Annotated in this window: 14 protein-coding genes; 3 read left to right on the forward strand and 11 right to left on the reverse strand. The window is 31.6% G+C overall.

What is annotated here, in order from left to right:
- Positions 1-136: 136 nt before the first annotated feature.
- The 8 genes from C3E89_RS13490 to C3E89_RS03535 all read right to left on the reverse strand — a co-directional run bounded on the left by C3E89_RS13490 (position 137) and on the right by C3E89_RS03535 (position 9353).
- Entirely contained in the window at positions 137-196 is a 60-nt protein-coding gene (locus C3E89_RS13490) for an erythromycin resistance leader peptide (RefSeq protein WP_442870606.1), read from the reverse strand.
- A gap of 368 nt (positions 197-564) precedes the next feature.
- Positions 565-1950, reverse strand: coding sequence for a 23S rRNA (uracil(1939)-C(5))-methyltransferase RlmD (rlmD, locus tag C3E89_RS03505; RefSeq protein WP_236911106.1), 1386 nt, complete (start codon positions 1948-1950; stop codon positions 565-567).
- Positions 1951-2005: 55 nt separating this feature from the next.
- A complete protein-coding gene (locus tag C3E89_RS03510; protein ID WP_236911107.1) occupies positions 2006-2398 on the reverse strand; it encodes an FxsA family protein in 393 nt (130 codons plus the stop codon).
- Entirely contained in the window at positions 2395-2805 is a 411-nt protein-coding gene (locus C3E89_RS03515) for an acyl-CoA thioesterase (protein ID WP_236911108.1), read from the reverse strand. Before C3E89_RS03515 ends, C3E89_RS03510 begins: the two co-directional genes overlap by 4 nt.
- A gap of 13 nt (positions 2806-2818) precedes the next feature.
- Entirely contained in the window at positions 2819-4576 is a 1758-nt protein-coding gene (gene pyk / locus C3E89_RS03520) for a pyruvate kinase (protein ID WP_236911109.1), read from the reverse strand.
- Between the two features lie 15 nt (positions 4577-4591).
- A complete protein-coding gene (pfkA, locus tag C3E89_RS03525) occupies positions 4592-5551 on the reverse strand; it encodes a 6-phosphofructokinase (protein WP_236911110.1) in 960 nt (319 codons plus the stop codon).
- A 30-nt stretch (positions 5552-5581) separates the two neighbouring features.
- Complete coding sequence (locus C3E89_RS03530; protein ID WP_236911111.1) at positions 5582-5776, reverse strand: hypothetical protein; 195 nt, start codon at positions 5774-5776, stop codon at positions 5582-5584.
- A gap of 103 nt (positions 5777-5879) precedes the next feature.
- Positions 5880-9353: a DNA polymerase III subunit alpha gene (locus C3E89_RS03535; RefSeq protein ID WP_236911112.1), complete on the reverse strand. Its 3474-nt coding sequence runs from the start codon at positions 9351-9353 to the stop codon at positions 5880-5882.
- 134 nt (positions 9354-9487) lie between these two features.
- Here C3E89_RS03535 and C3E89_RS03540 point away from each other — a divergent pair, with 134 nt between their 5' ends.
- A complete protein-coding gene (locus C3E89_RS03540) occupies positions 9488-9868 on the forward strand; it encodes a GrdX family protein (RefSeq protein ID WP_236911113.1) in 381 nt (126 codons plus the stop codon).
- Positions 9869-9902: 34 nt separating this feature from the next.
- Here the strand turns inward: C3E89_RS03540 and C3E89_RS03545 are convergent, their stop codons facing one another.
- The 3 genes from C3E89_RS03545 to C3E89_RS03555 are packed head-to-tail and all read right to left on the reverse strand — an operon-like array spanning position 9903 to position 11560.
- Entirely contained in the window at positions 9903-10169 is a 267-nt protein-coding gene (locus C3E89_RS03545) for an HPr family phosphocarrier protein (protein ID WP_236911114.1), read from the reverse strand.
- Entirely contained in the window at positions 10166-11128 is a 963-nt protein-coding gene (gene whiA / locus C3E89_RS03550) for a DNA-binding protein WhiA (RefSeq protein ID WP_236911115.1), read from the reverse strand. The genes C3E89_RS03545 and whiA overlap by 4 nt, the downstream gene beginning before the upstream one ends.
- A 30-nt stretch (positions 11129-11158) precedes the next feature.
- Positions 11159-11560, reverse strand: a complete 402-nt coding sequence (locus C3E89_RS03555; RefSeq protein WP_236911116.1) for an NUDIX hydrolase — start codon at positions 11558-11560, stop codon at positions 11159-11161.
- A gap of 152 nt (positions 11561-11712) precedes the next feature.
- On the opposite strand from C3E89_RS03555, the gene C3E89_RS03560 reads away from it, so the two are divergent.
- Together C3E89_RS03560 and C3E89_RS03565 are read left to right on the forward strand one after the other, a co-directional pair.
- A complete protein-coding gene (locus C3E89_RS03560; protein WP_236911117.1) occupies positions 11713-12747 on the forward strand; it encodes a M42 family metallopeptidase in 1035 nt (344 codons plus the stop codon).
- A gap of 94 nt (positions 12748-12841) precedes the next feature.
- On the forward strand, positions 12842-13363 hold the full coding sequence (locus tag C3E89_RS03565) for a hypothetical protein (protein WP_236911118.1): 522 nt from the start codon (positions 12842-12844) through the stop codon (positions 13361-13363).
- The last annotated feature ends 6 nt before the right edge of the window (positions 13364-13369 follow it).

Consider the following 13369-nt stretch of genomic DNA (forward strand, 5'->3'; position numbering starts at 1 on the left):
CTTTTACCTTTACCCCTCAATTTAGACAACCTCCCATTAATTTTTATTTTACTAAATTAGTGTGCGATTGTCCAAATAGGTTAGGGGGCTTAATAGTGGTTATAATGAACTAATCTTAAGAGCCCATTATAACCAATTATTTTTGATTTGGTTTATAATGAAATCTCTCAATAACAAATATAGAAAATATACCCATACCTTTACCTCCTTTACCTCTTTTAACTATAAGTGAGATAAAGTAATATCTACTACTGCAATACTTGTATACATATTTAAAGCCTCCTTACCTAAACAATTATACCACCCTTAATTACTCTCTTCAATAAACCTCTCCTATAAAATATCAATTTGCTTTAGAATATAACCCCTAAAAACCTAAGCTATTTCACAAGGAAATTTATTCATAAAATCCTTCATCTTATGTATCATCATAATCTTCTTGTATCTACTTACACGACATCCGAACAGCTATTCCTATCTCTAACTCAGAAATAGGCTTTTTGCTGCTGTAACCATCCTTATTTTTAACAAATTGTAAACCGTCGGAAGCCTTGAAAAATCGAGCTATTTCGATGATTGAACCTTTTGTATCTCTATCACGCACTCCACATGAACAGTATGCGGAAACATATCCACTGGTTGTGCTTCTAGTACCTTATAGCCTTTTTTAACCAGATAACCTAAATCTCTAGCCAATGTTGCTGGATTGCAGGATACATAGATGATTTTTTCTGGATTTGCATCTATTATGGAATCTATTAATGCCTTATCAAGGCCTTTCCTAGGAGGGTCTACTACTATAGCATCAAGCTTAATTCCCTTTTTGTTTAACTTTGGTAATATATCCTCGCTTCTACCTAATATGAATTCTACATTGTTTACTCCGTTTAACTCTTTATTTTCATTGGCATCTTCTATAGCTTCCTTTATAATTTCCACACCATATACCTTTTTTGCATACTTTGATATAAATAAGGATATAGTACCTATTCCGCAATATAAATCTGCTACAGTTTCACTTCCTTTTAAGTCTAGATACTCTACCACTTTGTCATACAATACTTCCGTTTGCACAGGGTTTACTTGAAAGAAGGATTTTGGTGAAATCAAAAATTTGTATTCTCCTATATAATCTAAAATCCTATCTTCTCCATATAGTTTTATATCTTTAGCTCCTAATGCTACCGATGTATCATTCTCTTTTACATTTTGGTATATACTTACTATAGTATCAGAAGAAAAAGTAAAGACTCTCTTGTCTGGAAAAGTTAACATTTCTATTAGCTCCTTTTTGTAAGGAAGGTTTTCAGATTTTGTTACAATTACTACCATAGCTTTATTATCCTTAGTTGTTCTTATTAACAAATTTTTAATTATACCTTTTTTACTCTTCCTATCATAGCCTTCTACTTTAAATTTTTCCATATATTCTTTAATTAAAATTAATATATCATCTACAATTTCATTTTGAATAATAGATTTATCTACAGGTACAATATCATGGGTTCCTCTTTTATAATAGCCTATTCTATAATTTTTCCCTACTTTAAATTCTACCTTATTCCTATATCTAAAAGGATACTCCATGCCTATAGTATCATTTACAACCACATTTTCTATCTTCCCTATTCGCTTCAAATTGTTTTCCACTATATTCCTTTTTAATTCCAATTGCTTATTATAATCTAAATTTTGAAGTTGACATCCGTCACACTGTGAAAAGAACTTACATTTAGATTCTATCCTATAAGGGGATTTTTCTAATATTTCTAATGTCTTTCCTATCCCATATCTTTTCTTTAACTCTGCTATTTCAAAAAATACTCTGTCTCCTAAAATTCCTCCCTCAACAAAAAATGTAAATCCTTCATGTCTTCCTACTCCCATACCTTCATTGCTTATATCTATAATATTTAATTTTATTTTATCTCCAATTTTAAATTGACCCATAAGGAGCTCCTTTCCAGAAAAATAGAGCACTGGGTGTGCCCTATTTAATAATATATTACCATCTAATCATAATTTTAGTATAGCCTCTATTAATCATTTTTTCAATTTTTGTCTTAAAATATTCTTTATAAAAATTTCTAGATCCAGGTAATACCATAGTTATTCCGATTATATCTGTAACAATTCCAGGCAATAATAACAAAAATCCACCAACTAGAATAGAAAGTCCAATTAGTATCTCATTTCCTGGTATATTTCCTTGAGACATAGAATTATTTATACTCCGTATGACCAATTTTCCTTCTGTTTTTGCTAAATAATATCCTGCAATTCCCGTTAATATTATTAGAACCACAGTAATGCCAAATCCCATAGTTTGCGAGGCTTTGATCAGTATATATAAATCCAATATAGGCAGTAAAATTAATAGCCAAACAATTTTTCTCATATTGTTTCTCCTAACAGGTCCCAAATTTCCCTATACTTTTTTTTAAAATTTATAGGTTTTAAATCTTTATCTACAAAGGCGTGAATAGTGCTACCTTTTGCAATTAATAAATTATCTTTCTTTTTACGTAAGGTGTATTCAAATTCTAACCTTACCCCTTTTAGTTTCACCAATTTAGTACATATTATTATTTCATCATCGTATTTGGCTGGTTTTATATATTGACAGTTTGCCTCAATTACAGGTAGAAGAATTCCTGTCTCTTCTAATTGTCCATATACCATGTTGAGACCTCTAAAAAACTCAGTCCGTCCTATATCAAACCAAGTAAAATAATTACCATGATATACTACTCCCATCTGATCTGTTTCCTTGTATCTTACCCTTATTGATGTACAACTCTCCATGAATTATCAACTCCTAGAGAACTCTGGCCTCTCCTTTATAAACTAGCCCTGTAACAGTATCTACAGTGACTATATCTCCATCATTTAATATCTTTGTAACATCTTTTGCGCCTACAATTGTTGCTTTTTCAAGGTTTAATCCAACTATTGCTGCATGAGACGTTAGTCCTCCTTGTTCTACTATTATGGCTGAAGCTTGCTTCATAAAATCTACCATATCTTTATCAGTAAATTCACTCACTAAAATATCTCCTGCTTTAAACTTGCTCTCTAATTCTTCTTTATTACTACCGATACATACTTTCCCAGTAACAGATGCCCTGCCGATACCAAAACCTTTCACTAGTACCTTTCCTACAGTATGAACTTTTATTAAGTTGGTAGTTCCTGAAACACCTACAGGTATGCCAGCTGTAATTATTATTAAATCTCCCTCTTTAATATAGCCTTTTTCCATAGCACTATGGATTGACCTATCTATTACTTCATCAGTGACATCACTTTTTAATGATAATACAGGGTAGACTCCCCATACTAAAGATAATTTTCTCATCACTCTTTCAGTTGTTGTAGCAGCAATTATTGGAGCCTTTGGTCTAAATTTTGATATAGCCTTAGATGTATATCCGGATGAAGTAGCAGTAATAATTGCACTAGCTTCTAAATCTTCTGCTGTTGTACAAGTGGCTTTACTAATAGCATTAGTTGTAGAAATATTTTTATCTATTAGTTTAGACTTCAATATTTCTAAGTATTCAGAAGATGTCTCAGTTCTTGTGGCAATATTATGCATAGTCTTCACAGATTCTACAGGATATTTCCCTGCTGCCGTTTCTCCCGATAACATTATGGAATCAGTTCCATCAAGGATGGCATTTGCTACATCTGTTACTTCAGCTCTTGTAGGTCTTGGGTTTCTCATCATAGAATCTAACATTTGAGTAGCTGTGATTACCGGTTTTCCAGCAATATTACATTTTCTAATTATTTGTTTTTGGATAAGTGGAATTTCCTCAGTCTCTATTTCAACTCCTAAATCTCCTCTAGCTACCATTATTCCGTCAGATGCTTTTATTATTTCATCAATATTATCTACGCCCTCTTGGTTTTCTATCTTAGATATGATGTCGATATGTTCTCCACCATTTTCCTCCAATATTTTTCTTATTTCTAAAACATCTTCTGCCTTTCTAATAAATGAAGCTGCAACAAAATCTATGCCATTTTTAATTCCAAATTTGATGTCTTCAATATCCTTTTTTGTTACTGCTGGTAAATTAATAGCTACGTTGGGTATATTTACACCCTTATGGTCTTTTAATGTCCCGCCATTGAGAACAGTACACTTAATATCCGTATCGTTAAGGATTTCAACAACTTTCAACTCTACTAAACCATCATCTATGAGTATTCTATTACCAGTATTTATATCCTTTACAATCCCCTTATAAGATACATTAGCTATGGATTCATCTCCTACTATATCTCTTGTTGTAAGGACAAAAGAATCCCCATCCCCTAATTCTATTGATTCTTGGCTAAAATTACCTAATCTTATTTCTGGCCCTTTTGTATCCAACATAATTCCTATAGGCAACCCTAGTTCTTCCCTTAATTTTTTTATTATATCAATTCTCTTTTTATGTTCTTCATGATTTCCATGTGAAAAATTAAGTCTAGCTACATTCATTCCATTTAAAAATAACTGTCGTAAAATTTCTTCTCTCTCAGAAGCTGGTCCTATAGTACAAACAATTTTTGTTTTTTTCATAATTTCACCTCTTTCTTATATAGATAATATTTTTGCAATATCATACATATTTTTGTCGAATTCTTTTTTTGTATTTAATGCTTCCTCTAGATCCATGCTAACCAATTTATTGCATTTAATTCCTAAAGCTTTCCCTGTTTCTTCTGACAATAATAATTCTACCGCCTTATTCCCCATTTTACTAGCCAAAATTCTATCAAATGCAGTAGGTGTCCCTCCTCTTTGTATATGCCCTAATATAGTAACCCTAGTTTCAGTACCAGTTTTTTCTTCAATTTCTTTTGCTACTTCATAAGCATTCCCTACTCCTTCTGCTAACGCTATAATATGATGAAGCTTGCCTCTATTCCTACCTTGAATGATTTTCTTACATACATCGTCTATGTCAAACTCAACTTCTGGAACGATAATACTTTCTGCTCCACCTGCTAGTCCAGAATAAAGGGCTATATCACCACATTTTCTTCCCATCACTTCAACTATATTGGCTCGACCATGGGATGTAGAAGTATCCCTTATTTTACTAATAGCATCTACCACTGTTTCTACAGCAGTAAAAAAACCTATAGTATAGTCTGTATAACCCATATCATTGTCTATAGTACAAGGAATACAAATAGTTGGTACACCTGCATCACTTAAATTTTTTGCACCTTTAAAAGTTCCATCTCCACCTAGTATTATTAAACCGTCTATACCAAAAATATTTATGACATTTAATGCCTTTCTTAATCCTTCTTCAGTCTTGAACTCATCACATCTAGCACTTCTTAACATAGTACCTCCTCTATGGACTATATCTGCCACAGAAGATAAATTCATCTCTTCAATTTCCCCATTTAATAACCCATTGTAGCCCTGCTTAATTCCTAAAATATTTGTCTTATTGTATATGGACGTCCTTACTACCGATCTTATAGCTGCATTCATGCCTGGTGCATCTCCACCACTAGTTAATATACCTATTGTCTTCATATCTTTTCCTCCTGATTATGAAATATTCAGTTAAATAATACCTAAATCAAAAAGTACTGCTTGTATTTCATTGGCTTCAAACTCTGGAGCTAGTATTTCGTATAGTTCCTCATCTCCTTCTTTAGAAAATAGCTGTTTTTTTACTAAGAATCCTTCATTTTCTAATTTTTTTTCTATTCTAATTGCTGTATCTAAGCCTGTAGCCAAATAAACTGCAGTCCACATTTTTACACTCTCCTAACTAATAATATATGTTAAGGATATTCTATAAAATATTCATATTTACAATTATATCATAAAACCAAATAAATTTTAACGTATTAACGCATTAGGAAACCCTAATATTATCTTTTCCCAATATTTTTGCCAATTCCTCTATTAACAACTCCTGGTCTGCATCTACCCAAAGATCTCTTTGTGCCATTACCGTCCTTCTATCTCCTTCCATATATACATATACTGGAGTTTCCCCTTTAAATTTAGATAGTATTTTTTTAATAGAATTAAATGTAGTTAAAGGTTTTTCTTTAGATATCTTTAAATAGACTCTTCCCTTTTTATATTTATTTAATGGAGTTATCTTCTCGCAAATTACTTTAGGATCTTCCTCTTCATTTAAACTAACTTTACCTTCGATTACCACTAAACTATCCTCATCTATTAATCTGCTATACCTGTCATAAGTAGCAGGAAATACAATACATTCAATAGCACCATATAAATCCTCCAAAGTAATAAAGGCCATCATATTATTATTCTTTGTTATTTTATTCTTCTTTGAGACAATGATACCGCCAATTACTATCTTTGCTCCATCAATATTTTTATTTAAACTTTCTTCTAACTGCTCTTGAGCTTGCAGCAATTCAGAAGTAGTTATTGTGGATATTTTATTAAGTTCTTCTTCATAAGGTTTTAGTGGATGTCCGCTAATGTAGATACCTAGCATTTCCTTTTCCATAGCTAATAAATTCTTTTGAGGAAATTCCTTTAAATCTGGCAAATTATCCTTTGTAATTTTAGTATCTATTGTCTCAAACATGGAAAATTGTCCATCTATATTTCTTTTTCTATCTGCATGAATTCCATCCATAGTTTTTTCAAATATGGCTAATAATTGGGCTCTGTTTCCTCCCAAACTATTCATAGCCCCACATTTTATAAGGCTTTCTACTGCCCTTTTATTCATTACTGAAGGATCAATGCTCTCAATTCTTTCACAAAAATCTGTAAAACTTGTAAAAACGCCATCCTCTCTTGCTTTTATAATTACCTCTATAAAGTTATCTCCAACATTTTTTATTGCCATTAAACCAAATCTAATCTTTCCATCCACAACGGTGAATTTTTTAAAACTTTCATTAATATCTGGCGGCAATATTTCTATTCCTAACCTTTTACACTCTTGTATATATAAAGAAACAGAATTGGTATCTCCCATTACACTACTTATTAGAGCAGCCATAAATTCTACTGGATAATAATATTTAAGCCAAGCAGTTCTATATGCTACTACAGCATAGGCTGCCGAATGACTTTTGTTGAAAGCATATTTGGCAAAATCAATCATCAAATCATATATCCTATTGGCAGATTTTTCATCTACGCCGTTTCTTAAAGCTCCCTCTATTATTACTTCTCCTTTCTCATTGGAGTCTCCATAAATAAACCTTCTTCTTTCCTCTTCCATCACATCCATCTTCTTTTTCCCCATGGCACGTCTTAATAAATCTGCACCTCCCATGGTAAAACCACCTATATCTCTTACTATCTGCATTACCTGCTCTTGATAAACAATACAACCATAGGTTACATCTAAAATGGGTTTAAGTTTAGGATGTAGATACTTAATATTTTCAGGGTTATTCTTATTGGCAATATATTGAGGAATCTGATTCATAGGTCCTGGTCTATATAGAGAATTGGCAGCTATTAGGTTTTCAAACATATTAGGTTTTAATTCCTTTAAAAACTGTCTCATACCTGCCGATTCAAACTGAAATATTCCTAAAGTTTCACCTTTAGTGAATAGCTCTAATACTTTAGGATCATCGTAACTTAAATTAGAAAAATCAATTTTTATTCCATGGTTTTTCTCTATTAAATTTACAGCATCCCTAATTACCGTAAGAGTTCTCAACCCCAAAAAATCCATCTTGAGAAGACCTAATTCTTCTAGTTCTATCATATTAAATTGAGTAGTTATGGCATCATTATTTCTCGATAAGGGCACATAGGTAGTAATAGGCTCCTTTGAAATCACTACACCAGCTGCATGAGTAGAGGTATGCCTTGGTAGGCCTTCTACTGCCATGGCCAAATCTATTAGATTTTTAACCTCTTCTTTGGATTCATAGGCTTGTCTTAAAGTCTTATTAATTTCTAATGCTTTAGAAATAGTCATCCCTAGTTCCATTGGGATTTGTTTAGCAATATAATCTACCTCACCATAGGCCATGTTTATAGCTCTTCCTACATCTCTAATAGCACCTCGAGCAGCCATAGTTCCGAAGGTAACTATTTGTGCAACTCTATCTTCTCCGTACTTTTCCACCACATAATCTATTACTTCTTCTCTTCTCTCATAACAAAAATCTATATCTATATCTGGCATAGAAACTCGTTCAGGGTTTAAAAACCTTTCAAATAATAAATCGTATTCTAATGGGTCTATGTCGATAATACCTAAAGCATAGGATACAATGCTTCCTGCAGCTGAACCTCTCCCAGGTCCCACCATTATTTCATTATCCTTTGCAAATTTAATAAAATCCCAAACTATTAGAAAATAATCCACATATCCCATTTCTACTATAGTGTTAAATTCATAATTAAATCTATCTATTATTTCCGGGGTAATTCTTTCATATCTTTTCTGCAATCCATCCATACATAGCTTTTTCAAATATTCTATATTGGTATATCCTTCTGGAACCTTAAATCCGGGTAAATGTAGGGTGTCAAAATCTAAAGTAACATTACATCTTTCTCCAATCCAAAGGGTATTCATTAAAGCTTCTTCTACAAAGCTAAATATATCTTTCATTTCATCATAAGATTTTAAATAAAATTCATTTGTAGGAAATCTCATCCTATCCCTATCATCTATAGTCTTTCCCGTTTGGATACATAGAAGTACATCATGAACTATTGCATCTTCTCTTCTTAAATAATGAACATCATTAGTTGCTACTAATGGTATTCCAGTTTCTTCACTCAATTTTAAGAGCTGCTCATTAATCCTTTTTTGTTCTTCCATGCCATGATCCTGTATCTCTAAGAAAAAATTATTCTGTCCAAATATATTATTATATTTAAGGGCTATTTCTTTTGCTTTTTTATAGTTTCCATCTAATAAATGTTTAGGGATTTCCCCTCCTAAACAACCGCTTAGTGCAATTATTCCTTGGCTATATTTTTCTAATACATCATGGTCTACTCTTGGTTTATAATAAAAACCATTTACATATCCTTCTGAAACTATTTTCATCAGATTTTGATAACCTAAATTATTTTCCGCCAATAACACCAAATGGTATTGATTCTTGTCCTTAGGCTCCTTTTCCTTGTACTTGTTTATGGCAATATAGACTTCAGATCCTAGTATGGGTTTAATTCCCCTTTTTTTAGCTTGTTTATAGAATTCTACCACTCCAAACATAGAACCATGATCTGTTATGGCTATAGTATCCATTCCCAATTCTTTAGTTCTATCTAAAAGGTCTCCTATCTTACTGGAACCGTCTAATAAACTGTATTCAGTATGCACGTGTAAATGGACAAAATTCTTTTGATAAGCCATAATAAAACCCTTTCTAAGTATATTCATATCTTTATTTTATCATAAACAAAAATAAATAAAACTACCTTTCATAATCTTCTACTAAGTTCTACTTTATGATACAATAAATGTATTAAAAGTTATGGAGGTTAGAGATGGAAAATATTATAGTTACAAATAACAAATATGTATATGAAAAGTATAAAGATACTATTGAAATTAAATACGATGAGGATTTTACTTATTTAGATGTATTAGAATATGTAAGGGATAAGATTCATAAAGGACATAAATTAATGACCCATCCTCTTTCTGGAAGTGTAAAACCTAACGAAACTCCTTATAAAACTATAATGATAAGTAAAGATAAGAACACTATGGATTATGATGATTTGATGATTATTGAAGAAAGCATTGCCACTGCTAAAAAATTTATTCATAATAAACCTACCCCTAACTGGACAGAGAGGGTTCTTGATGATTTTAGGGTTATTGATTTATCTTTAATAGATAATGTGATGAATAAGATTATATAATCAAAACAATCCCTTCAATGAAGGGATTTTGTTGTTATAGATCTTTCAATCCATTTTCTACTAATTTTGACAATTCTTCCATAGCTTCCTTTTCGTCTTCACCATTAACGATTAAGGTAATTTCTTCTCCATGGAATGCACCTAAAGACATGACTCCAATTATACTTTTACCATTTACCTTTCTACCTTCTAACTCAATATATACATTACTAGAAAACTTATTCGCTGCTTGGACAAATAATGCTGCAGGTCTGGCATGAAGCCCAACTTCATTATTTAGAATTACATTTTTTCTTATCAAGTCTCATTCTCCTTTCTTTTTAAATCTTCGGCAATTTCGTCAATTCTTCTAAATCTATGATTTACCCCAGACTTTCCTACTGGAGGTTTTAACATGGTTCCTAATTCCTTAAGGCTAGCTTCTCTATATTGCAATCTTAACCTAGCAACTTCCTGAAGACTTTTAGGTAGTTTATGAATCCCAATTTTACTATCTATATATTCGATATTCTCCACTTGACGCAAAGATGCATCTATAGTTTTAGTTAGATTAGCAGTTTCACAATTAACAAGTCGATTAATATTGTTTCTTACATCTTTAAAAACCCTAATATCTTCAAATTTGAGTAAAGCCTGATGAGCCCCCATTATATTTAATATATCTACAATTTGTCCCCCTTCTTTAATATAAACTATATAGTTTTCCTTTCTTTCCACTATCTTTGAATCTAAGTCAAAAGAGTTTATTATTTCAGATAGATCTTTGCCATGTTCTAAGCTATTGGTTACAAACTCCAAATGATAGGCTTTTTCTGGATTACTAATAGAACCACCTCCTAAAAAAGCTCCTCTAATATAAGCTCTTCTACAAGATCTATCCTCAATTAGATTTTTTGGGGTTTTATAATCTATAGCATAGTAACTACTATCTTCATCTGTAAAAAATCCTACATCCCTTAATATATCTCTAGTTATTTCCATACTATTTACGATTATCAAATAGTTGTTATTCTTTTTTAATTGTCTATTCCTCCTTACTATTACTTCCACATCTGTAGTATATAAAATTTTTAACAAACTGAATATCCTTCTTGCAATGGCAGCGTTTTCCGTACCAAATTTCAAACTTATGCGTTTCATTCCAGTTATTTGAATTGTACCACTCATTCTAACAATAGCAGCTAACTCCGCTATAGCACAAGCTCTATCTTCTATAGGTAATCTAGATAATTCATTTTTAGTTGTTGATGAAAAAGACATTATATCTCTCCTACTTAATTTTATATTAATTTAAATTAATTTTAACACTTTTTTTATTATTTTTCGCTCATCATTATATCTGACTAAATCCTTAACCCTATCTTTATGAACAAAAGTAGCTTCTATAAAACCTTCTTTTTTCTGGGGTACTGATTCCATGCTATTAGCCTTCATAAGGTACCAATGAACTGTTTTAAAGACGGTTTCATCTTCTTTTATATTTTTATAGGTATAATGGACCATACCTATATACTTTATTATCTCAGCCTTTACTCCACTTTCTTCCATTACCTCTCTAATAGCAGCTTCTCTTATGTTTTCACCTTTTTCAACTCTTCCCTTAGGTAATACCCAATCTCCATTAAATTTTTTCAGTAACAATATAGCGTTACCAAATATCACTACACCCCCAGCACTTACTTCTTCAACCACTAAAACCAACTCCCATTATATTAACTATATGGATATTAAGCTTATTATACTACAAATATAAATATTATGCTAAAATTTTTAAATAGTTTCTTTAATACAATATTTAGATGATATAATAAATAGAGGACAAATTTTCAAAGGAGGTTTTTTATATGAAATTGGATATGGATTATGTAATAAACAAACTGGTAAATTTACTCAACATTCCAAGTCCTTCAGGTAATACAAAGAAGGCAATAGACTTTGTTGAGAAAGAATTTAATTCTTTAGGTGTTCCTACATATAGGACTAATAAAGGAGCATTAATTGCTACTATTTCAGGTGAAAATCAAGAAAAAGAGATTACATTGTCTGGTCATGTAGACACTTTAGGCGGAATGGTAAAAGAAATTAAATCCAGTGGAAGAATTAAACTAACTCAAATTGGAGGTTACGTTTGGAGTACTATAGAAGGGGAATATGTTAATATAGAAAATAGCAATGGAAAACTATATTCTGGCACCATTTTAACCACTAAAGCCTCCTCCCATGTTCATGGAGAAGGAACTAAAACTTTAGAAAGAAATATGGATAATATGGAAATTAGATTAGACGAAAAAGTTTCCTCTAAAGAGGATGTGGAAAAATTAGGAATTAATGTAGGTGATTTTATTTTCTTCGATCCTAGAACGATAGTTACTGAGAGTGGATTTGTGAAATCTAGGCATTTAGACGATAAAGCTGGTGTAGTTTCTCTATTAGGAATTGCCAAATATCTAATTGATAATAATATTAAACCTAAATATACTACTAACTTCTTTATTAGTAATTATGAAGAAGTAGGTCATGGTGCTAGTGCAGCCATTCCTGAAAAGACTTTTGAATTTATTGCTGTAGATATGGCTGCCCCTGGAGAAGGCCAAACTTCTGATGAATATAGTGTAACTATATGTGCAAAGGACAGTTCTGGTCCTTATGATTTAGAATTAAAAAATAAACTAGTAAATTTAGCAAAAGAAAATGATATAAATTATAAAATCGATATATATCCCTACTATGGTTCTGATGGTTCAGCAGCATTAAGAGCAGGTTATGATTTTAAGGTAGGATTAATCGGACCTGGTGTAGATGCTTCCCATTCTTTTGAAAGAACTCACAAGGATGCCATAGAGAATACTATAAAGCTAGGCATTTTATATCTAATTTAATATACTAATGAACCACCTATGATATAATAGAATTGCTTAATATTTCCACGTTTAATTTCAAGCAATATTTGTAAAATATAGATGAGGTGGTTTAATGAGTATTAATGAAAAGTTTATTATAAATTTACAGGGCAAATCTTATGTAACTTATGAAGGCCTATTAGATTTAGCTCACCAACGGAATTTGAAATCTATACAGGTAGAACTAATTCAAATTCCCACAAAGGAAAACAATATGACAGCCATTTGTAAGGCCACTGCTACAACGGAAAATGAAGTATATACTGATTTAGGCGATGCTAGTCCTCGATCCGTTAACTCTACTATAGTGCCTCATTTAATTAGAATGGCTTCTACCCGTGCTAAAGCAAGAGTTTTAAGGGATTTGACCAATGTGGGAATGACAGCCTTTGAAGAATTATCTTTAGAAGATTCGATGAACGAAACTGAAGATGATTATATGCCAAACCTATTAGAGCCTCCAACTAAAAGACAGTTAGAAACTATTAAAAAATTGGCAGAAGAATTAAATACAACTGTAAATTATGATAATCTTACAAAGAAATCTGCTGGCGGTTTGATATCTAGAATGCTAGAAGAAGTTAAAAAAAGTTAATAATTT

Source organism: Clostridium sp. Cult1 (assembly GCF_021655095.1).
Classification (GTDB): domain Bacteria; phylum Bacillota; class Clostridia; order Tissierellales; family Tepidimicrobiaceae; genus Schnuerera.

What these genes read in the sequence shown, in the direction of transcription:
- rlmD (WP_236911106.1), bottom strand. Translation starts at nt 1,950, where the DNA reads ATGGGTCAATTTAAAATTGGAGATAAAATAAAATTAAATATTATAGAT.
- C3E89_RS03510 (WP_236911107.1), bottom strand. Translation starts at nt 2,398, where the DNA reads ATGAGAAAAATTGTTTGGCTATTAATTTTACTGCCTATATTGGATTTA.
- C3E89_RS03515 (WP_236911108.1), bottom strand. Translation starts at nt 2,805, where the DNA reads ATGGAGAGTTGTACATCAATAAGGGTAAGATACAAGGAAACAGATCAG.
- pyk (WP_236911109.1), bottom strand. Translation starts at nt 4,576, where the DNA reads ATGAAAAAAACAAAAATTGTTTGTACTATAGGACCAGCTTCTGAGAGA.
- pfkA (WP_236911110.1), bottom strand. Translation starts at nt 5,551, where the DNA reads ATGAAGACAATAGGTATATTAACTAGTGGTGGAGATGCACCAGGCATG.
- C3E89_RS03530 (WP_236911111.1), bottom strand. Translation starts at nt 5,776, where the DNA reads ATGTGGACTGCAGTTTATTTGGCTACAGGCTTAGATACAGCAATTAGA.
- C3E89_RS03535 (WP_236911112.1), bottom strand. Translation starts at nt 9,353, where the DNA reads ATGGCTTATCAAAAGAATTTTGTCCATTTACACGTGCATACTGAATAC.
- C3E89_RS03540 (WP_236911113.1), top strand. Translation starts at nt 9,488, where the DNA reads ATGGAAAATATTATAGTTACAAATAACAAATATGTATATGAAAAGTAT.
- whiA (WP_236911115.1), bottom strand. Translation starts at nt 11,128, where the DNA reads ATGTCTTTTTCATCAACAACTAAAAATGAATTATCTAGATTACCTATA.
- C3E89_RS03560 (WP_236911117.1), top strand. Translation starts at nt 11,713, where the DNA reads ATGAAATTGGATATGGATTATGTAATAAACAAACTGGTAAATTTACTC.
- C3E89_RS03565 (WP_236911118.1), top strand. Translation starts at nt 12,842, where the DNA reads ATGAGTATTAATGAAAAGTTTATTATAAATTTACAGGGCAAATCTTAT.